The 19,674-nt window shown below is 66.9% G+C and carries 10 protein-coding genes and 6 pseudogenes; all 16 read right to left on the bottom strand.

Features of this window, described 5'->3' with window-relative positions; all coding sequences use genetic code 11:
• Positions 1 to 116: 116 nt before the first annotated feature.
• A complete protein-coding gene (locus tag G6N41_RS23985) occupies positions 117 to 2,705 on the bottom strand; it encodes a PE family protein (RefSeq protein ID WP_198965866.1) in 2,589 nt (862 codons plus the stop codon).
• A 336-nt stretch (positions 2,706 to 3,041) separates the two neighbouring features.
• Entirely contained in the window at positions 3,042 to 5,618 is a 2,577-nt protein-coding gene (locus G6N41_RS23980) for a PE family protein (RefSeq protein WP_198965865.1), read from the bottom strand.
• 287 nt (positions 5,619 to 5,905) lie between these two features.
• Positions 5,906 to 6,782, bottom strand: a pseudogene (locus G6N41_RS23975) (IS5 family transposase).
• 46 nt (positions 6,783 to 6,828) lie between these two features.
• Entirely contained in the window at positions 6,829 to 7,779 is a 951-nt protein-coding gene (locus G6N41_RS29205) for a GNAT family N-acetyltransferase (RefSeq protein ID WP_231608691.1), read from the bottom strand.
• Positions 7,780 to 7,866: 87 nt separating this feature from the next.
• Positions 7,867 to 8,397 carry a PLP-dependent aminotransferase family protein gene (locus G6N41_RS29200; protein WP_231608690.1) on the bottom strand — a complete coding sequence of 177 codons (531 nt, stop codon included), beginning with the start codon at positions 8,395 to 8,397 and terminating at the stop codon, positions 7,867 to 7,869.
• Positions 8,398 to 8,459: 62 nt separating this feature from the next.
• Positions 8,460 to 9,104, bottom strand: a complete 645-nt coding sequence (locus G6N41_RS29195) for a PLP-dependent aminotransferase family protein (RefSeq protein WP_231608689.1) — start codon at positions 9,102 to 9,104, stop codon at positions 8,460 to 8,462.
• A gap of 203 nt (positions 9,105 to 9,307) precedes the next feature.
• Positions 9,308 to 9,535: a hypothetical protein gene (locus G6N41_RS29190; protein WP_231608688.1), complete on the bottom strand. Its 228-nt coding sequence runs from the start codon at positions 9,533 to 9,535 to the stop codon at positions 9,308 to 9,310.
• A gap of 294 nt (positions 9,536 to 9,829) precedes the next feature.
• A complete protein-coding gene (locus tag G6N41_RS23960) occupies positions 9,830 to 11,245 on the bottom strand; it encodes a class II 3-deoxy-7-phosphoheptulonate synthase (protein WP_198965864.1) in 1,416 nt (471 codons plus the stop codon).
• 734 nt (positions 11,246 to 11,979) lie between these two features.
• On the bottom strand, positions 11,980 to 13,092 hold the full coding sequence (locus G6N41_RS23955; protein WP_198965863.1) for an alkaline phosphatase family protein: 1,113 nt from the start codon (positions 13,090 to 13,092) through the stop codon (positions 11,980 to 11,982).
• 21 nt (positions 13,093 to 13,113) lie between these two features.
• Positions 13,114 to 13,851 (bottom strand): annotated as a pseudogene (locus G6N41_RS23950) (DUF6390 family protein).
• Between the two features lie 3 nt (positions 13,852 to 13,854).
• Positions 13,855 to 15,003 carry a hydrogenase formation protein HypD gene (hypD, locus tag G6N41_RS23945; RefSeq protein WP_198965862.1) on the bottom strand — a complete coding sequence of 383 codons (1,149 nt, stop codon included), beginning with the start codon at positions 15,001 to 15,003 and terminating at the stop codon, positions 13,855 to 13,857.
• Positions 15,004 to 15,014: 11 nt separating this feature from the next.
• Positions 15,015 to 15,287, bottom strand: a complete 273-nt coding sequence (locus G6N41_RS23940) for a HypC/HybG/HupF family hydrogenase formation chaperone (RefSeq protein ID WP_198965861.1) — start codon at positions 15,285 to 15,287, stop codon at positions 15,015 to 15,017.
• Between the two features lie 23 nt (positions 15,288 to 15,310).
• Positions 15,311 to 16,423, bottom strand: a pseudogene (hypE, locus tag G6N41_RS23935) (hydrogenase expression/formation protein HypE).
• Positions 16,420 to 17,094, bottom strand: a pseudogene (locus tag G6N41_RS23930) (D-sedoheptulose-7-phosphate isomerase). The pseudogenes hypE and G6N41_RS23930 overlap by 4 nt, the downstream one beginning before the upstream one ends.
• Positions 17,091 to 17,813, bottom strand: a pseudogene (locus tag G6N41_RS23925) (hydrogenase assembly protein HupF). Before G6N41_RS23925 ends, G6N41_RS23930 begins: the two co-directional pseudogenes overlap by 4 nt.
• Positions 17,810 to 19,663: pseudogene (gene hypF / locus G6N41_RS23920) on the bottom strand (carbamoyltransferase HypF); the annotation flags it as partial. The pseudogenes G6N41_RS23925 and hypF, both read right to left, overlap by 4 nt.
• Between the last annotated feature and the right edge of the window lie 11 nt (positions 19,664 to 19,674).

The following is a 19,674-nucleotide window of genomic DNA, read 5'->3' as shown; positions in this document are numbered from 1 at the left end:
TAGAAGTTAACTACTGCAACCACATTGATGCAATCGATTTGCAGAAATAGTTGCGAATCATTTGCTACCCGACCACATGCGCACCATCTGCGGTTCGGGGGAGAGTGGGTGTGGGCTCAGGTCAACCCGTTGAGCTCGTCTTCGCCTAGCAGGGTGCCGCCGGTACCGCCGGCTCCGCCCTTGCCGTCGGTGCCCGCAGTTGCACCGGCAGCGCCGTTGCCGCCGTTGCCGCCGTTGCCGATCAGCATCGCACCGCCGCCGTCCCCGCCGTCCCCGCCGTCCCCGAATCCGCCCAAGTCGCACTCTCCGCCGGCGCCGCCGGAGCCTCCGGTGCCCAAGAGCGGTCCGCCGCTACCGCCGGACCCGCCGGAGCCGCCATCGATGAACACTCCGAATCCACCGGCCCCGCCGTCACCACCACTGCCGAATAGACCTGCGTTGCCGCCGTTGCCTCCGGACCCGCCCCCGGAGCCGAACCCGCCGAACCCGCCGAATCCGCCGCTGCCGAACAGCAACCCGGCGTTGCCGCCGGCGCCGCCGGTACCAGCAAAGCCGCGGGAGGCTCCGCCGGAGCCCCCGTGCCCGCCGTTGCCGAACAGCAGTCCGGCGTTGCCGCCGGCTCCACCGTTGCTCGAGGGAGCATCGTCGCTGTAGCCGCCGGTGCCGCCAGCGCCGCCGGCGCCGCCGAGCAACCCGCCATTGCCTCCAGCGCCACCGTCGCCGCCGTCGGTATCCCCGGGCCCGCCGTGACCTCCGGCGCCGCCTCCGGCGCCGACCAGGCCGCTGAGCAGCCCGCCCGCGCCGCCGGCCCCGCCGCCCCCACCGGGCCCGGCGAGGCTGCCCCCGCCTACCCCGCCGCCTCCGCCCCCGCCAAACAGGCCCCCGGCTCCACCTGCCCCGCCTACCCCTCCGGCTCCGGTACCGGTCGCTGGTGAGAACCCGCCGGCACCACCAGCCCCGCCAGTACCCGCCAGAAATCCGCCGGCCCCGCCCTCACCGCCGGCGCCGCCCAGGCCTCCCGTCGAGGTGCCACCGGCACCGCCGGTGCCGCCGGTGCCCCACAGCCCGGCGGCTCCGCCCGCACCTCCGTCTTGGGCCGTGAACAGTGGAGCGGATCCGCCGGCGCCGCCGTCGCCGAGCAGCCAGCCGCCGGCGGCTCCATCGGCACCGCTACCCGCCGCAGCGGGGGTACCGTTGCCGATTAGCGGCCGTCCGGTCAGTGTCTGGATCGGCCCGTTGATCGCGGTCAGCGCCTGTTGCTGCAGGGCGTGTATCGGCGAAGCGCTGGCCGGCGCGTTGAAGCCGTCCAGACCCAAGAGCAGCCCGCTGGTCCCGCCCACGCCGGTGCCGCCGACGGTCACACCAGCGCCGCCGATACCGGCGTTGCCGCCGTTGCCGATCAGTACGCCGGCCCCGCCGGCCCCGCCGGCGCCACCGGTGGAAGCGGTGCCGCCGTTGCCACCGGCGCCTCCGTTGCCGAACAGCACCCCACCGGTACCGCCGCCGCCGCCGACACCCCCGGAGCTGAAATAGCCCGCCCCGCCGGCGCCGCCGATTCCGCCGTTGCCAAACCAGCCGGCGTCGCCGCCGGCGCCGCCGGCCCCGCCGTCCACGGAGCTGAAGCCGCCGACTGCACCGGCCCCGCCATCACCGAACAACCCCGCATGACCGCCGGCGCCACCAACCCCCCCGGTGCCGCTAAAGGTGGCTCCGCCGGCACCGCCGGACCCGCCCGGCCCGAACAACAAGCCGGCCGCGCCGCCGGCCCCGCCGTCCCCGCCAAGGGTGCCGCCGAATGCGCCCGACCCGCCGCTTCCGCCCGGGCCGGCCAGCGCCCCGCCGTCCCCGCCGTCCCCGCCCGCTCCGCCATTGACCGAGCCGAATCCGCCGTTACCGCCGTTGCCGCCGCCGGAGCCGAATAGCCCCGTAAGCAGCCCACCGGCTCCACCGGCTCCACCGGCTCCACCATCCCCACCGGTATCCATCCCTGAGGCGCCGCCGGCCCCGCCGAGCCCGCCGGCGCCAAACAACCCGCCGGTGCCGCCGGTGCCACCGACACCGCCCGATGCGGTTAAGAAATTGCTGTACCCGCCGGCCCCGCCGGTCCCGGCATTGCCTAACAACAAGCCCCCGGCCCCGCCGGCTCCGCCGGTGCCGCCGTTGCTGGTCGATGAGCTGCCGCCGGTACCGCCGGCACCCCCGGACCCGAACAGTCCGGCCGCGCCGCCGGCCCCGCCGTTCTGCCCGAATCCCGCCGCGCCAGAGCCGCCGGCGCCGCCATTGCCGAGCAGCCAGCCGCCGGCCGCCCCATCGGCACCGGTGCCCGGGGTCCCGTTGGCGCCGTTGCCGATCAGTGGGCGTCCGGTCAAGGCCAAAGCGGGGGCGTTGATTGCGGCCAGGAGGGGGTCGGCGATTGACGCCGCGCTGGCGGCCTCGGCGCTGGAATAGGCGCCGGCCCCGGAGGTCAGGGCCTGCACAAACCGGCTCCCAAACGCCGCCGCTTGGGCACTGGCCGCTTGATAGGCCTGGGCGTGGCCGGAAAACAGCGCCGCAATTGCGGTTGATATCTCGTCTTCGGCGGCGGCGAGGATCTCGGTTGTAGGGATGGCCGCAGCGGCATTGGCGGCGCTCAGTGTCGAGCCGATGCCAGTCAAGTCTGTTGCTGCCGAGCCAATAAAATCGGGTACCGCAATTACGAACGACATTGTCATCCCTCAAAATAGAATCGAATTCGGTTTGCGCCCAATCGATGTCGACGCGCCTGGCGATATTTACCGTATAGCAAATTGGCTTTTGGGATTCCTATTTCCATAACGGATGCCTAGAATTGGCGGTAATAGCGGCAGGTGATGGGCGGCACGGCGATCTCGGTTGGTCGCCGGTTTGCTGTGAAAATTCCTGGGGTGAAATGGCTTTAGGGCGTCGTGTCCGAACCTGCCAGTGCCGCCGTGCGGTTGTTAGGACTGGGCTGATAAACGGATTGTCTTGCTTGCCAGTTATTTCCGATGTGTTACGTGCGGCCGCAGCGCAGGGTGCCCTGGCTAGGGCAACCCGTTGAGCCCGTCTTGACCCAGTAGCCCGCCGGAGCCGCCGTGGCCTCCGCTGCCGGTGGGTGTTCCGCCGTTGCCGCCGTTGCCGCCGGTCCCGATGAACGCCGCGTTGCCGCCGACCCCGCCGGCGCCGTCGCCTTCCCCGCCCTCGCCGCCGGCTCCGCCGTTGCCGAGCAGCCCTCCGCCGACGCCGCCGGCCCCTCCGGCACCCGCGTCGCCGACTCCGCCGAGTCCGCCGCCGCCACCGGCCCCGCCAAAGCCAACCAGTCTCGCGCTTCCGCCCGTGCCGCCGGCCCCTCCGGTCCCGCTGCCGAACCCGCCGAAGCCCCCGGCCCCGCCCGCCGAGAACAGCAGTCCGGCGTCACCGCCGTTGCCGCCGGCCCCGCCTACGCCGCCGACACCAACGGGTGCGAATCCGCCGTCCCCACCGCCGCCGCCGCTGCCGAACAGCAGCCCGGCGTTGCCGCCGGTTCCGCCGCCACCGGCGAAACCCCCGTGGCTGAAGCCGCCGGCTCCGCCGCTGCCGCCCGGGCCACCGAGCAATCCGCCATCGCCGCCGGCCCCGCCAAGACCTGAAATGGCGGTTGCGCCGCCACCGGTCCCGCCATTGCCGCCGCCGGCCCCGAATAGCCCGCCGAGTAGCCCGCCGGAGCCGCCGGCTCCACCCGAGCCGCCATCGCCATTGAGCACGCTCGCCCCGCCGGTGCCACCGACACCGCCGGCGCCCAGCAGTCCGCCTGCCCCGCCGCCGCCCCCGGCCCCACCGTTACCGCCGCCACCGGCCATGTTGGGTCCGCCGGATCCGCCGGCCCCGCCGGTGCCCGACAGCCAGCCGCCGGCCCCGCCGGATCCGCCGGCGCCGCCGTTGGTAGTCGATGTGAACGAGCTGCCTCCGGCCCCGCCGGTTCCGCCGGCGCCCCATAGCCCGGCCGAACCTCCGGCCCCGCCGTTGTGGCCGACGCCTGGTGCTCCGGACCCGCCGGCTCCGCCGTCACCGAGTAGCCACCCGCCAGGCGTGCCGATCGCCCCGGTGCCAGCAGCGCCGGGGGTGCCATTGCCGATCAGCGGGCGCCCGGTCAGTGCCTGGGTGGGCGCGTTGATGGCGGTGAGGACCTGCTGTTGCAGGTTGTGTAGGGGCGAGGTGCTTGCCGCCGCGTTGAATCCGTCCAGCCCTATGAGTAGCCCGCCGGTGCCGCCGACGCCGGTACCGCCGTTGGTGGTGCTGGCACCGCCGACCCGGGCGTTTCCGCCGTTGCCGAACAGCACACCGGCGCCGCCGTTTCCGCCGGTCCCGCCGCTGACTCCAGCACCGCCGCCGGCACCGCCAGCGCCAGCATTGCCAATCAGCTGGCCGGCTCTCCCGCCGGTCCCGCCGGCGCCGCCAAGGACGTTTTCGCCGTAGCCGCCGGCTCCGCCTATCCCGCCGTTGCCGACCACGGCGGCATTGCCGCCGTCGCCACCACCTGTTGTGCCGTACCCGCCGTTCCCGCCGATCCCACCGGTGCCCCACAGCCCGCCGTTGCCGCCGGCCCCGCCGTTGCCGCCGGCGCCGGAGGAGCCGAAGGTGGTGGATCCGCCGGTCCCGCCGCCGCCGCCATCGCCGAACAGCAGTCCCGCGTTGCCGCCTGCCCCTCCGCTACCGCCACTGCGCCCGAGGCTGGCTCCACCGTCGCCGCCGGCACCGCCCGGGCCGGCGAGCAGGCCGCCGTCGCCGCCGGTTCCGCCGGACCCGCCGTCGCCGAACATGCCAGCCCCACCGCCGGTACCGCCCGCACCACCGCCGGCACCGACCATCGCGGCCAGCAGTCCGCCCGCGCCGCCGTGACCGCCGACACCACCGTCATCGAACTCCGAGCTTCCGCCGGTCCCGCCAATCCCGCCGGCGCCCAACAGCCCACCGGGTCCGCCGGCTCCTCCGGCTCCGCCGTACCCCCCGCCGATGCCGGTCGCGGTGCCGCCGGCTCCACCGGCCCCTGCGTTGCCCGCCAGCCAGCCGCCTGCCCCGCCGTCGCCGCCCGCGCCGCCGCGACCATCGACCGTCGAGCCGCCGCCGGCACCCCCGGCCCCTCCGGAACCGAACAGTCCAGCCGCTCCGCCGTTCCCGCCGGGCATCCCCGCCGCGCCCGACCCACCGGCCCCACCATTGCCGAGCAGCCACCCGCCCGGCGCCCCGTCAACTCCGGTCCCCGGGGCCCCGTTGGCGCCGTTGCCGATCAGCGGGCGCCCGGTCAACGCCAACGCGGGTTCGTTTATGGCGGCCAGCAGCGGGTCGGCGATCGATGCTGCACTTGCGGACTCGGCGCCGGCATAGGCGCTCGCGCCCGCGGTCAAGGCTTGCACAAAGCGTTGCTGAAATGTGGCCGCCTGCGCGCTGGCCGCTTGATATGCATGGGCGTGTTGGGAAAACAGGGCCGCAACCGCCGCGGATACTTCGTCCCCGGCCGGGGCCAGAATCCCCGTTGTCGAAGCCGACGCAGCGGCGGTGGCCGTGTTCAGAGCTGTGCCGATGTTGGCTAAATCCGTTGCTGCCGAATCGATCAACTCCGGCAGCGTGATCACGAAGGACATGTGCTACCTCCAATACCGGAATAACCGGCTGGCGTCGGCCTGGGACCGACGCGGTCATGGTTCACCGTAGCGCGATTCGAGACGAGGATCTCTACATCGGGGCGGATACGTTGCGGTACTAGGGGTTTTAGCGCGCGATCAAATGAGATGGATAATTCGGCACCGTGCGCCGCTCGTCGAACGTGTATGGGGTGAAGCCGTTTCTGGGCTCTTGTGCTGTCAACAAATAGCCGCCAACCCCCGCGAGGCCGGGATGCACTGCGTTGAGAGCGCCTAGGTCCTGTCTGCTAATTGCGGACGCGGTGGTAGGTGATGATGGCGGCCAGGGTGGCACCGCTGAGGTAGGTCAGGGCGTATTTGTCGTAGCGGGTGGCGACCGCGCGCCAGTGTTTGAGCCGGTTGAAGCTTCGCTCGACGGTGTTGCGGTGCTTGTAGATTCGGCCTGAGAACCCCGGAGGCCGTCCTCTGTTGCGGCCTTTGGCTTTGCGGCGGGTGATCTGGTCGCTGCGCTCGGGGATGGTATGGGCGATCTTGAGCCGGCGCAGCTGTGCCCGCGTCGAGTCATGGGAGTTCGCCTTGTCCGCCAGCAGGCGATACGGGGCGTATGAGTTGCTGCGCCGGGCGGCCAGCAGTGGCCAAAGCATCGGATTATCACCGGCTTGACCGGCCGACAGTGCCAGGGTGACCGGACTGCACAGCTGGTCGGTCAAGGCGTGGATCTTGGTAGTCAGCCCGCCGCGGGAGCGCCCAATGGCGTGGTCATCGGGCTCATGGAGATATTTCTTGTAATTCGACAGATCCCCCCTGTGCGGCGCCCGGGGCGCGCGCTCCGGCTGCGTGTTGGTGGGCGCGCACACTGGTCGAATCGACCGACAACAGTGCGCCCAGGTCGGCGTCCTCGGCGTCGAGGTCAGAGGCGATCGCCGCGAAGATCCGCGCGTAGATGCCATCGACCGACCAGCGTAGATGCTTCTCGGCCACCGATTGCCAGGGACCGAAGTGCTCGGGCAGGTCACACCACGGAGATCCCGTACGGTAACGCCAGATAATGCCCTCCAGAGTATGTCGATGATCGTTCCACGGCCGGCCACGCCGCCGCCCCGCAGGCAACACCGCCACGATCAGCGACCACAAATCATCAGAAATCGCATGCGTCCGCATCACCCAAACAGCATCAGCCAAAACACCATTCACATTAAGCAGACACGCCCTAATCGGCGCCTTGGTGGATCTGTTGGTTGGTGGCCACTTTGGCGACGGCCTCGCCGAGCAGAGCCCCTGCGTAGTCATCGCGGGTCCGCAAGTACATGAAGATGCGTTCGGCGCGGGCGCCGAAGCGGTTCTTCTCGACCTCGGCGTCCATGCCCATCCGGACTTTGTGCATTGACAGGGCGCATGCCCTGCGGACCCAATGCAGGATCGTCACGCGGTATATGTCGCGATCCCGATACACGTCGTCAACTCCCAACAGGAACGGCGCATAGGTGTCACCGCACTTGTGCGCGGCCCAGAATCCGACCGGCTGTGGTGGGCCGCCCGCTTCGGTGCGGATTCGGACCACCCAGAGTTCCCAAGCGGGGCTGGTCAGCATGCCCGGGAGCAGCGTCATCGGCAGGTCGAATAGGTTGATCCGAAACTTTTTCTGCTCCAGCTGTTCAAACAGGCCGTGCAAGTAGATGGCCTCCTCGGCGGTCAGTGGAGCCAGGCCGACTCCGTGGAAGCTCACTTCGGTGTCTTTCGCATGTTCGATAACCCGCCGCAGCTGATAGCGCTTCTTGTTATGAAGTGCCGAATACCAGGCCGACTCGTCCGGGGCATCGAGGGTGAGGGTGTGGGTGTCGAGGATTGGCACGCGGGAGAAGCCCTCGTCGAGCATGAAGGTATCCATTTCCAGATCTCCGTCGGGCAAGTCTCGCAGCATGATCGCGTCGGCTCCCGAGCGCTCGGATTCTTCGTCCGCGGCGGCCAGAATCAGTCGTAGCGCTTCCCGCCAGGGGCCAGTGCGGTCCAGGTAGAGGTGATTGCCCTCGGACAGCGTGGAACCCGTCATGACGACCGTTGAACTCAGGTAGTAACGGTCTGCTTCCCGCCGCCTCTCGATCTCCCGGGAAACGTCTTCAACCGCGAGCATGTCATCCTTGGTCAGCAGCGTCGTGAACACGGTTGCGGCGACGACGCGATGGGTGTGGTCGCGGACGATCAGGTAGCGGAACTTCCAGCGATGTTCCGGTGGAGCGTCCTTGGCGCCTTAGATCCGCTCTGCCGCCGCCATCGCGTCCCAGCTACAGTGGGCTGCTTCGCCCAGGACGGTGTCCCAGGTGGCGCGGTCGATCTGGCGGATCGTGGTCGCGCTCTGCATCCGTAATCCATTGTCTCTCAACGGCGCATCCGCTACTGATTCTCGCGGGATCGCGTTCGCGAACTCTTCGGCGAGTTGGCCGTCGGCGACTCCGAGTTCACGCAGCACGTTGGGAATGTGCAACGCCAGCCGATCGATGGCCCGGTCTATCTCGGCGAAGGTGTGTGCGGCGGTGACGCTGAGCCGAATTCCCCCACGCTTCATCGGGACCGAGGGGAACACGGACGAATTCACCAGCAGGCCGTCATCGAGCATCCGCTTGGTGACTTCGAAGGCCACCCGAGGTAAACCGCACTGCAGGAAAAAGATTGGACTCTGATTGACCGCGATCGGGACAATCCCCGCGTCTTGGAGGCCGTTGTTGATCCGGTCCACCCTGGTGCGCAGGGCATCCTGAAACTCGACGATCTCGGGGCTCAAGTGAACGAGTGCTGAGCCTCGTTACGCCCCAAGCATCGGTGGCTGCATGGGCCCGCCGAACATCAGGGGGCCGCCGCTGGTCCGCACCAGGTCCAGCTCTGCCGGATCGCTGAACACCAAGCACGCGCCCCCGGCGGTGCCAGGTCGCCATACATCGAGTAGACGCCGTCCACGCAGAACCACACCCGGCGATGCTTGCTCGCGAGCTTGCTGATGGTGTCGCAGGCCTGGTCAAGGTGATCCTGGCGCACCAACTCGACTCGGGTTCCGCTAATTCGGGCCTGGTTGGCTCCGACGTGGACGGAATGATGGACTTGATGATCGAGGACGAGCGCATCGCGTTCATCGGCCAGCACGGGGAGTGCGGCCAGATGCGCCAGGGTCGTGGTGGGGGCCAACAACGCGTGTCCACCGAAAACTTCGGAAAGAAGCCGCTCTACGTCTTGGTACAGCGGGTTCGCCACAAAGGCCCGCGAGCAGGAGAACTGGGTGCCGTAGCGTTCGCCGGCATCGGTCATGCCATCGATGAGGGCCCGATGGAATTCCAGGCCCAGGTAGGAACACGACGAGAACGAGGTGACCTGGCGACTGTTGACCGTCAGCGATCGCCCGCGGAGCCGGTCGTCCTCGGCGTCGAGAAAATATATTCCCCGCCGCCGTCCATCGTCGGCCAAGTCTTTCACCATGCCGGTAATTTTGCTGTCCATGCCTGCGTGCCCTTTCTCGTGCGGGAATGTAAGTAAAATCGCGAAAATGAAGACAAGTCGCTAGTTCAAGAGGCGTTCTAACACTAAATTCACGCCAATTACTCCGGAGTGCGAAGCCGCGCCAGCGTGCTCACCGGGCGGGCCCACCGAAGTGCCGAAGAAAATGATGTCGCGTGCCGCGTCATAATTTGCGTCTTCCTGAATCAGCGCGGCGCGACATGACGGATCGCAGCCCTGCGCAATCCCAATCGGCTTTGATGCTCCGCAGGCGATAGGAAGCGTTCATAGAGCAGCGCCTGCCTGAATCCGGGTAGGCCGCTCTCGATCGTTTCGAGCACGCATTCGCGGATATTTGCGCGGCGTTCCGGTGATGGACCACGTGCTCCGCGCGGCAGTGGATTCGAGAAGCGTTTGACGACCGTGAGCAGCAATAACGCGACCTGCAGTCGGCCCTGCCGTCGAAGATATATGCCCGCGCTTGGCCCGGATATGCCGCTGGCAACTATCATCGTATCGAGTTTTTCGCATGGAAGGGGTGCGTGCACTTCTCGCTCCTGAGGGTTCGGAGAAATTCGGTATATTCCGGAATTAAATTATTGGGTCCCGGATATCATGAGTACCGGTCCGTTGTTGGGTCTATGTGTTGGCGGAAGCCCGGCATCGAATCCGGGCGCTATCCAGAAGATTCTTTGCCGCGCGGATTTAGTGAGAGCTTGGTGCTGGTTCTAGTTACGCAGCATTTCGGCGACCAGGAAGGCCAGTTCCAGTGATTGTTGGGTGTTCAGTCGTGGGTCGCAGGCGGTCTCGTAGCGCCCGGATAGGTCGGAGTCGGAGATGTCTTGCGCGCCGCCCAGGCATTCGGTGACGTTCTCGCCGGTGATCTCGACGTGGATACCACCCGGGTGGGTTCCCAGGCCGCGATGGACCTCGAAGAATCCCTGTACCTCATCGACGATGCGGTCAAAGTGGCGGGTTTTGTAGCCGGTGGATGACTCGTGGGTGTTGCCGTGCATCGGATCGCACTGCCAGATCACCTGGTGACCGGCGGCCTGGACCTTCTCCACGATCGGCGGCAGCAGATCACGGACCTTGTTGTTCCCCAACCGACTCACCAGCGTCAGCCGGCCCGCCTTGTTATGTGGATCCAGCCGCTCGACATACTCGACAGCCAGCTCCGGAGTCATCGTCGGGCCGATCTTGACCCCGATCGGATTGGCGATCACCTCCGCAAAAGCAACGTGGGCACCATCGAGTTGACGGGTCCGCTCACCGATCCACACGGTATGGGCGGACAAGTCATACAACTGCGGCTCACCGTTTCCCCCCTCACCCAACCGCAACATCGCCCGCTCATAATCGAGCACCAAAGCCTCATGACTGGCGTAGATCTCAGCGGTCTGCAGATTACGGTCGGCCACCCCACAGGCACTCATAAACCGCAGGCCCCGATCGATCTCGTTGGCCAGCGCCTCATAGCGCACCCCCGCCGGCGAGGTCCGCACAAACTCGCGGTTCCAATCATGAACCAAATGCAGCGACGCCAACCCCGACGACGTCAACGCCCGCACCAAGTTCATCGCCGCACTGGCATTGGCGTAGGCACGCACCAGCCGCGACGGATCATGCTCGCGCGCAGCAGCATCGGGCGGAAAACCATTGATCATGTCACCGCGGTAGGACTTCAACCCCAACGCATCAGTATCGGCCGAGCGCGGCTTGGCGTACTGCCCCGCAATCCGAGCAACCTTGACCACCGGCATGCTCGAGCCATAGGTCAGCACCACCGCCATCTGCAACAGCGTGCGCACATTGCCCCTGATATGCGGCTCGGTGTTATCGGTAAACGTCTCCGCGCAATCCCCACCCTGCAGCAAAAACGCCTCACCACGAGCGACCTGCGCCAGCTGCTCCTGCAACCGGATGATCTCCGAAGGCACCGTCACCGGCGGCACACTCTCGAGCACCTTACGCATCGCCGTCGCCTGATCGACCGGCCAGCTGGGCTGCTGAGCAGCCGGCTTAGCCAACGCAGCATCCAACCGCGCCCGCAACTCATCAGACAACGGCGGCAACGACGGCAGCTGGTCAATCGGAATATCTACTTGCGCGCTCGATAATGCGGCTATCGTCAGCGCTTGCATGGCGCCGCCACCGTCGGTATTAGGCGTGGTAACTGTCCCGGTTCGGCTACGTGCATCGCCATTTACTTCCCACTTTTCTGCCCCGGATTCGGACTGTACACGATGTTCGGGAGTGGTGGCTTAATTGGTCAGCTTGGGTGGCTGATTCTCTTAAATTGCCCATGCCAATTCGGCGCGGAATCTGTGACTGATTAGCGCGTGATCACGGCGCGAACCGGCTCGTAGTCACCGGATCGCTGCCGTCCGGTGGCTGTGGGTGTCGGGGTGGTGGCATGGGTGGTGAAATGCGGAGATGTGATGTCGGGGGAGCGGGTGAGGTTGCCCGCTCTGCCGGGGATCCGTCGGAGGGCGAACCGCGGATGGCGAAGTTACCGCGGGCGGAATTTGTGCGAGAAATCGAGCTATCAAATACCTAATTCGACCATTTATTCCGCCGATTAATTGGGGGTCAAGATCATGAGCTGTTGAATAACGCGTAACTTTGAAGTAACAAAGTTAATCACCCTACCTCGCGCTCCCGTACCTTGTTGATTTGGTGCTCTCACCGCCGAACTTGGGAAGTCGGATGCGCGCGAGCGGGTGAAGAAAACCGAATAGTCCGGAAACGCTTGCGGCCGACCCGTTAGCGGCACGTAGGCTGATGCGCCCGCGCGATGTTGGCGCAACGCGCAGTTCAACGATGTATCCGTGGCCAGAACAGATCGCCCAAGCAGATCAGTTGCCGGGCACAAGGATCAGAAGGAGATGAGCGGTATGGCCATTTCGGCCGCGGTGGCGGCGCCGTGAAAGCCGATGAGTCGGGCCGTTTCCGGCGGCTCGTGAGCCGTTGCCAGCACTGCCGCGTCGTCGGCACAAGTCACGACGACATCGCCGATTCGGAGCCGGTGCTCTGGTGCTACCGAACCGAAAATCCCTGTGGCAATTGCATCGTCGCGGGTGCGGACATCGGCTCGGGTTCCCAGCAGCTCCCGCCAGGTATCCAAGACGTCGGTTGTCGCCCCGGGCACGGTGTGCAGGTAGCGCACCCGCGGTTCACCGGCGACCACCCGGATCCCGGCCGAAAGCCGTGGGTCTGTGTCGAGATCGACGCGAGCATCGGCCGCGACATTCAGGCCACCGTGGTCTGCGGTCACCAGTAGCGCCGCATCCGGCGGCAATGCCTCGACCAGCCGGGTGAGCAAGGAATCCACGCTGCGCCCCGCCTCGTGCCACTGGGATGAACCGATGCCGAACAGGTGCGCCGCGGTGTCCAGGTCGGAGGTGTAGGCGTAAACGAGTCCCGGCGCGCCACGCACCTCATCGATGACCAGCTGAGCGTAGTCGTCGCTTGCGCGGGTCGGGTGAAACTGCGCGCCGCGGTACGCCGCTGCGGTCAAGCCGCTGCCGATGAACCACTCCGGCAGCACCGCGCGTGTACTGATGCCCGCCCACGTCAATCGTTCGAACCAGGTTGGGAGGGGCTGCCATTGGCCCTGTGGTGGATCATCGCGCCAGCGGATGTGGTTGAGCACCCGATCGGTTCCGGGGACGTTGACGGTAAAGCCGAGGATGCCGTGCTCACCGGGCATCGCTCCGGTACCCAGGGAGACCAGGCTTGTCGGTGTCGTGGACGGAAACGTACAGCTGAGTTGGCTGACCCGGCCGGCATCACCGGCCAACGAGGCGGCCAGCAGTGCACCATCAGCGGCCAACTCTGGCAGCAAGTGCCAGCCCAGCCCGTCGACCAGGACGACGAGCACGCGGTCGACGTGGCCGACCCGGTCGATCAGCCCGAGCCGGTCTTCGGTGCCCGGGACCCGCAGTAGTGCGCCCGCCGCAGGCAACACGTCGCAGATGGAACCGGGCATGACGGTCAGTCTGGCATGCCGCTATACCCGAGCTAGCCGCTGGTTTGTCACTCGTAGCTGGCGGTGGGTGCTCTCGGCGAGCGCCACCACTTGTTCTGGCGGTAGCCGGCCGCAGAGCCGGCCCCAGTGCACGGCGACTTCTTCGCCGACCGACACATCGGGTACCGCGCTGTATCCGTCGGCCCAAACATCCAGTAGCTGCGATGAGGGCGCGGCCAAAGCCAGCGCCTCGCCATCCCAGATGAGGCTTTGACGCGAAACCTCAACGGCGTCACCGGTGCGGGAGACGACTGTTGCCCAAGTGATTCGGCAACTATCGAGCACGCTCAGCGGATGCTCGTCGAGAAAGCGGGTCCACGGATAGACACCGAAGACGTGGAAGCAGTGATTTCCGGCCGCCTCGTGCGCCAGTTCCGGCGTCAGATGCGACCAATAACGGCCCGCCTGCGGGCCGATGATGGCCAGCAGCTCGTCGAAGAACCGGCCAGGCTCCACGTCGGTGCCGACGCCGCCACCGAGCCAGTATGCCTCGACGAGTCGATAGTCCAACGGATCGGCGATGCCGGTCAGCCGCGAGAGCACCCGCAGGTACGGCCACGCACCCGACAATTTCCTGGCCGCGGCGCGCACATCGGCAACCGATCAGTCCCGCAGCGTGGCGCCCAGCGGGGCACCGCAATAGCCCAAGGCGTTGGGCGCATAGGCGTAGCGGGCGAACATCTCGGGCCCCCGGATGTCGGGCGGATCAGGGACTGACACGCGTCATGCCCGCCCGGACTGCCCCACGAGCGTGACGGCGTCGCGGTGCAGGCGGCCGAAGTTGTAGTAGGCCGCACAGGCCCCCTCCGGAGACACCATGCACGTGCCGATCGGGGTCTCCGGCGTACACGCGGTGCCGAAGACCTTGCATTCCCAAGGCTTGAGCACACCCTTGAGCACCTCACCGCATTGGCATGCCTTCGGGTCGGCCACCCGTACGCCGGGCATCGCGAATCGCAGCTCGGCATCGAACTCGGCGAAATCGTCACTGAGCCGCAGTGCACTTTGCGAGATGAAGCCCAACCCACGCCACTCGAAGTGTGGGCGCAGGGCGAATACCTTGCCCATCAGTGCCAGTGCGGCGGGGTTGCCCTCTTCGGGCACGACCCGCTTGTACTGGTTTTCCACCTCGCAGCGGCCCTCACGAATCTGACGTAGCAGCATCGTGACCGACGCCAGGATGTCCAACGGCTCGAATCCCGCCACGACCAACGGCTTGTGGTACACCTCGGGCACGAACCGATACGGCCGATTACCCACGACGGTCGAGACATGACCGGGGCCAATGAAACCCGACAAGCGCAGATCCGGTGATTCCAGAATGGCTTTGATCGGCGGAACGATCGTTACGTGATTGCAGAACACACTGAAGTTGGGTAACTCGAGGTCGCGAGCCCGCACCAGGGTCACCGCGGTCGAGGGTGCGGTGGTTTCAAAACCGATGGCGAAGAACACCACTTGCTTGTCCGGGTTGTCGATCGCGACCTTGAGCGCATCCAGCGGCGAGTAGACGAATCGAACGTCGGCGCCGCGCGCCTTGGCGTCCAGCAGGCTGCCGTCGGACCCGGGAACCCGCATCATGTCGCCGAAGCAGGTAAAGATGACATCGGGTTGGCCGGCCAGCCACATGGCGTCGTCGATGCGGCCCATCGGGATGACGCACACCGGACAACCGGGGCCGTGCACCAGTTCGACATTGTCTGGCAGGAGGTGTTCGATCCCATGCCGGTAGATGGTGTGCGTGTGTCCGCCGCACACCTCCATGAACTTGAAGTGTTCGGGGCCGGCTCCCGGCAGGTGCGCCAGATGTTCGATGGCGGTCAGCAGTTTTCGGGCCGCCGCCGGATCACGGAATTCGTCGACAAATTTCATCGTCAGCCTCCTCACACGATCGAGGATGAGTCGAAGGCTTCCATCTCGGCTGTGTAGGCCTCGCCGAGCTGCTTGATGGCGGCCAGCGTGAGTAGCGCTTCGCTCTCATCGATCTTGGCCATCGCGAACCTGACGTGAACCAACACACAATCGTCGGGTTGTGGCGTGTCTTCGTCGAGTAACCGCACGCTGATCGTGCGCTGCACCCCACTGACATCGACTTTCGCCAAATAGTTCTCCGGATCGCTGATCTCGACGATCCGGCCCGGAATCCCAAGGCACATGTCAGCCCCTCTCTTCTAGCAGCTCAGCAGATTCGCGGCAGCGGGTCGCCGACCAACATGTCGACAATCCGGGTACCACCGAATCCGGTTCGCAGGATTACGGTTTCGGCCGGCTCGGCGATGATCTCGCCAACCTCGGCCGCATCGGCTCCCAGGGGGTGCGACTGCAACGCGGCCAGCCCCGCTTCGGCTTCCTCGGGCGCGACGACAGCGATGAACTTGCCCTCATTGGCGACGTAAATGGGGTCGATGCCGAGCAGCTCACACGCGCCGTTGACCATCGGAGCCACCGGAAGGCGCTGTTCGTCGAGCAAGACCCCGAAACCACAGGCCTGGGCCAGTTCGTTGCAAACGGTGCCCACCCCGCCGCGGGTGGCGTCGCGCAGCCAGCGGGTGTCCGGGGCGGCCGCCATGAGAAGTTCCACCAGCGGGCTGACCTACGCGGTGTCCGAGTGGATGTCGGCTTCGATGGCCAGATCCCCGCGCGCCAGCATGACTGCCATGCCGTGATCACCCATCGAGCCGGACAACAGCACCTTGTCGCCCGGTCGCACCGAGTCGGCAGATAGCGCACGCCCGGTGGGAATGATGCCGGTCCCGGTGGTCGTGATGAACAGGCCGTCTGCCGCGCCCTTGGGCACCACCTTGGTATCGCCGGTGACGATCTGCACGCCGGCCTTGGCCGCCGCGTCCGCCATGTCGGCGACGATCTGTTTCAACTCCTCGATCGGGAACCCTTCTTCGAGCACGAAGGCGGCCGAAATCCAGGACGGTACCGCGCCCGCCACGGCGAGGTCGTTGCATGTTCCGTGCACGGCGAGTTCGCCGATCGAGCCACCGGGAAAGCGTCTGGGCTGCACCACGAATGAGTCCGTGGACATCGCCACCCGCTCGCCGCTGGGCAGAGTGAGGATGGCTCCATCGCCCAGCGACTCCAGCAGCGGGTTGCGGAAAGCCTCCATGAACACCGCATCGATCAGCGCCGCGGACGCCTTTCCGCCGGCGCCGTGCGCCAGGGTGACGTGCTCGTCGAGCAGCCTGGGACGTCTGCGGCGGAACGATTCGATGCGCCCAATGACGTCACCTTCGGCAAAGCGCGGTCCTGACGACAAGTATTCGCCGGCTGACTTGCTCATGCCGCCCCCAGATCCCGGTCGACCTTTTCGTGGGTCGCCAACCACAACTGATAGCCCAACAATGCCTGTGACTCCTGAATCCGATGCACGCTTTGTGACCGAACGATGAAGCAGGCGTCGACGTTCGGGTTGTCCGCCATCGTGCCACCGTCGTAGCCGGCGAACCCGACGGTGTACAGACCCCGCTGCCGCGCCTCGGCCAACGCGGTCAACAGGTTCGGTGAATTGCCGCTGGTGGACATGGCGATCGCAATGTCGCCGGCCTGTGCGCGCGCGATCAATTGTCGGGCGAACACCAGCTCGAACCCGACATCGTTGCCCAGCGCGGTGATGATCGCCTGGTCGGCGGTCAGCGACCAGGCCGGCAGTGATGTCGTCGGTGTGCCGATCGGCGGCCGGGCGAACAGGCCGGCCAAGGTCGCGGAATCGGTGCAGCTACCGCCATTGCCGAAGGTGAACAGGCGCCCGCCGACGCGGAAGCGGCGTGCCATCTCGGTGGCGGCCTGGTCCAGCAGCTCGGCGTTGGCCTCCAGCGTGGAGCGCCGCAAGGCCAGGCTCTCGGCGGCCTTTGCCTGCGCCGAGGCGGCGAGGTCGGCGAGCAGGGATTGTGGATCTTATTCCTGCGCGTCGATGAACGGATACAGAAAGTTGGTGGGTTCCTCGCGCGTCATGAGTCGTCCCCGTCGTCGCCGAGGCGGCTGATCGCGGTACCCGCATACACTAGCACCAGGTCACCGGCGGCGACCGGGTCGATAAGTGTCGTGATCACGTCCTCGATGCCGCGCGCGGTGCGCACCGCGGCGAGCCCGTCGGCCGGGGCTCACACCACCTCGCCCAGCCGGCCTTCGTCGCTGCAGGTGACGCACACCTCCTCGGTGCACTCGGGTTTGAGCAAACCGGAATGTTCGAAGCAGACATGGGTCAATTCCCACAGCAGGTGATAGAACAGCACAAATCCGCCGGTTGCGGGCACTCGCGGGTCGGGATCGTCGAGCCAGAGCAGATGATCGGCCAGCGCGGCCTCGGGGCGGGCGCCACTGCCGATCCAGATCGTGGTGGCGCCCCAGGCCGGACTGCGACGCATCACCGATCGGACATCGGGCTGGTCGGCGCCGGCCACCGCGACCACGATGTCGCCGGGCCGCACCGATACCCGGACCAGATCCACCAGGTCAGGGCCGGTCAGCGCCACCGCGGGCAAGGCGCGTTGGCCCATGATGACCGGATGGACGAACTCGACCGCGATGTGCAGGGCATGCGGTTCCCACGACGGCGCGATTGACCACATGGTCGCGCCCGCGGCGAACCTTTTCGCCAGCGTGAACGCGGCGGCCGCCAGGTCAGCGGCCAGCTCGGAGCTGAGCCCGCGATCGATCGCGGTGGTGGTCATTGATCAGTCCTTTTCCAATCCTCATCCAGTCCTATCAACAAGGAAACCACGGCCTGGCCCAGCGCGAGCCCACCGTCGTTGGGTGGCACCGTATGGTGGGTCAGCACCTCGAATTCTGCTCGCTGCAATCGCTCCCGGCATGCCCGCAGCAGCAGCACGTTCTGGAACACTCCGCCGGTCAGGCCCACCAGCCGCACCTGGCCCGCTACCTGCGCAACCACCTCGGCGACGGCGCGGGCCACCGCTTGGTGAAAACTCGCCGCCAGTACCGCCGGTGGCGTGCCAGCGCGCAGGGCCGATACCAGTGTTTGCACCATCGTGGTCGGGTCGATCACCCCGTCCGGGCGCACGGTGAGCGGTAGTGACGGCCGGGGCCCGTTGCACTCGGCGAGCGCCGACTCGGCGAGCGCCTCGAGTTCGATGGCGGCCTGGCCTTCATAGTCGATCCGGTGGCGGACGCCGAGCAGGGAAGCCACCGCGTCAAACAAGCGGCCCATGCTCGAGCACGGCACACAGCCCGCGCCGCTGGCCAACTGGGAACGCGTCACCCGTAGTTCATCGACTCCCGCCGCAGCGACCGGCGCCAGGTCCGGACTCCACTCGATATGCGCGGTCCACAGCTGCGACAGCGCCATCCGCCACGGATTGCGCACCGCGGCGTCGCCGCCGGGCAGCGGCACCGCCAACAGGTGTCCGGCGCGGGTGAAGCGGTGGCTCTGGGGCCCGAGGACAAGAATCTCCCCACCCCAAATCGTCTCATCACACCCATAGCCAGTGCCGTCGAAGGAGACTCCGACGACGGGTTCGTTGATCCGCCCGTGCTCGGCGAGCAGCGACACCACGTGCGCGTGATGGTGCTGGATCAGATCGAGTGGTCGATCGTCCGCGTGACGCTCGGCCCAGTTGCGGGTGTGGTAACTCGGATGCAGATCGGCGGCCAAACGAACCGGATGGCCGCGTATTTCTCTGAGTTGGCCAACCGCGCGCTCGAAGGCACGCAACGTCTCCCAGGTAGCCATGTCACCGATATGCCCGGATAGGTAGGCACGTGTGCCGTCGGTCAGACAGAACGTGTTCTTGAGCTCGCCGCCGACGGCAAGAACCGGTGGGCTCTCGACGGCGATGTGTCCGAGGTCGACCGGCAGGGGGGCATAGCCGCGAGATCGGCGGATTGGTAGCTCACGGGCCAGGCCCGCGTCTTCGACCACCCGCACCACCGAGTCGTCGCAGGGCACGTGGATGGGACGGTCGTGGTCGAGCACCGCATCGCACAACATCGAAAGGCGCTCTGCGGCATCAACTTTGGTGAAGCAGATGGGTTCATCGGAGCGGTTGGCGCTGGTCAGCACCAGTGCCTCGGGCGCCGCCGCATCGGCACCCGGGACCGGTGTCAACAGTAGGTGATGGATGGGGGAGTACGGCAGCATCAGCCCGAGCTGCGGGCTGCCCGGAGCGACGGCGTCGGCGACCGGCGCATCGGGTCGGCGGCGCAGCAACACGATTGGCCGGGCGGGACCGGACAACACCGCGGCCTCGGCATCGTCGATGAAGGCGTAGCGGCGCGCCACGTCCAGATCGCGGACCAAGATGGCGAAAGGTTTGGCCCCACGGCTTTTGCGGGATCGCAGCACACCGACCACCGCGTCGTCGTCGACGGCACAGGCCAGGTGGTAGCCACCAATGCCCTTGATGGCGACGACCTTCGCCGCCGTCAGGGCGTGCTGGGTGGCCGCCAGCGCCGCATCCGCCCCGGCGACGTGCTCGGTTGCACTCCGAAACCACAGCGACGGAACGCAGTCCGGGCAGGCGATCGGCTGGGCGTGAAATCGGCGATCGCCTGGATCGTGGTACTAGGTCCTGT

The sequence above is a fragment of the Mycobacterium shottsii genome, assembly GCF_010728525.1.
Taxonomy (GTDB): Bacteria; Actinomycetota; Actinomycetes; order Mycobacteriales; family Mycobacteriaceae; genus Mycobacterium; species Mycobacterium marinum.
This window is presented reverse-complemented; position numbering and strand designations above follow the sequence as displayed.

Excerpts from the sequence above, each read along its gene's own strand:
- G6N41_RS23985 (WP_198965866.1), bottom strand. The coding sequence starts at position 2,705 with ATGTCGTTCGTAATTGCGGTACCCGATTTTATTGGCTCGGCAGCAACA.
- G6N41_RS23980 (WP_198965865.1), bottom strand. The coding sequence starts at position 5,618 with ATGTCCTTCGTGATCACGCTGCCGGAGTTGATCGATTCGGCAGCAACG.
- G6N41_RS29195 (WP_231608689.1), bottom strand. The coding sequence starts at position 9,104 with ATGGACAGCAAAATTACCGGCATGGTGAAAGACTTGGCCGACGATGGA.
- G6N41_RS23960 (WP_198965864.1), bottom strand. The coding sequence starts at position 11,245 with ATGCAAGCGCTGACGATAGCCGCATTATCGAGCGCGCAAGTAGATATT.
- G6N41_RS23955 (WP_198965863.1), bottom strand. The coding sequence starts at position 13,092 with ATGCCCGGTTCCATCTGCGACGTGTTGCCTGCGGCGGGCGCACTACTG.
- hypD (WP_198965862.1), bottom strand. The coding sequence starts at position 15,003 with ATGAAATTTGTCGACGAATTCCGTGATCCGGCGGCGGCCCGAAAACTG.
- G6N41_RS23940 (WP_198965861.1), bottom strand. The coding sequence starts at position 15,287 with ATGTGCCTTGGGATTCCGGGCCGGATCGTCGAGATCAGCGATCCGGAG.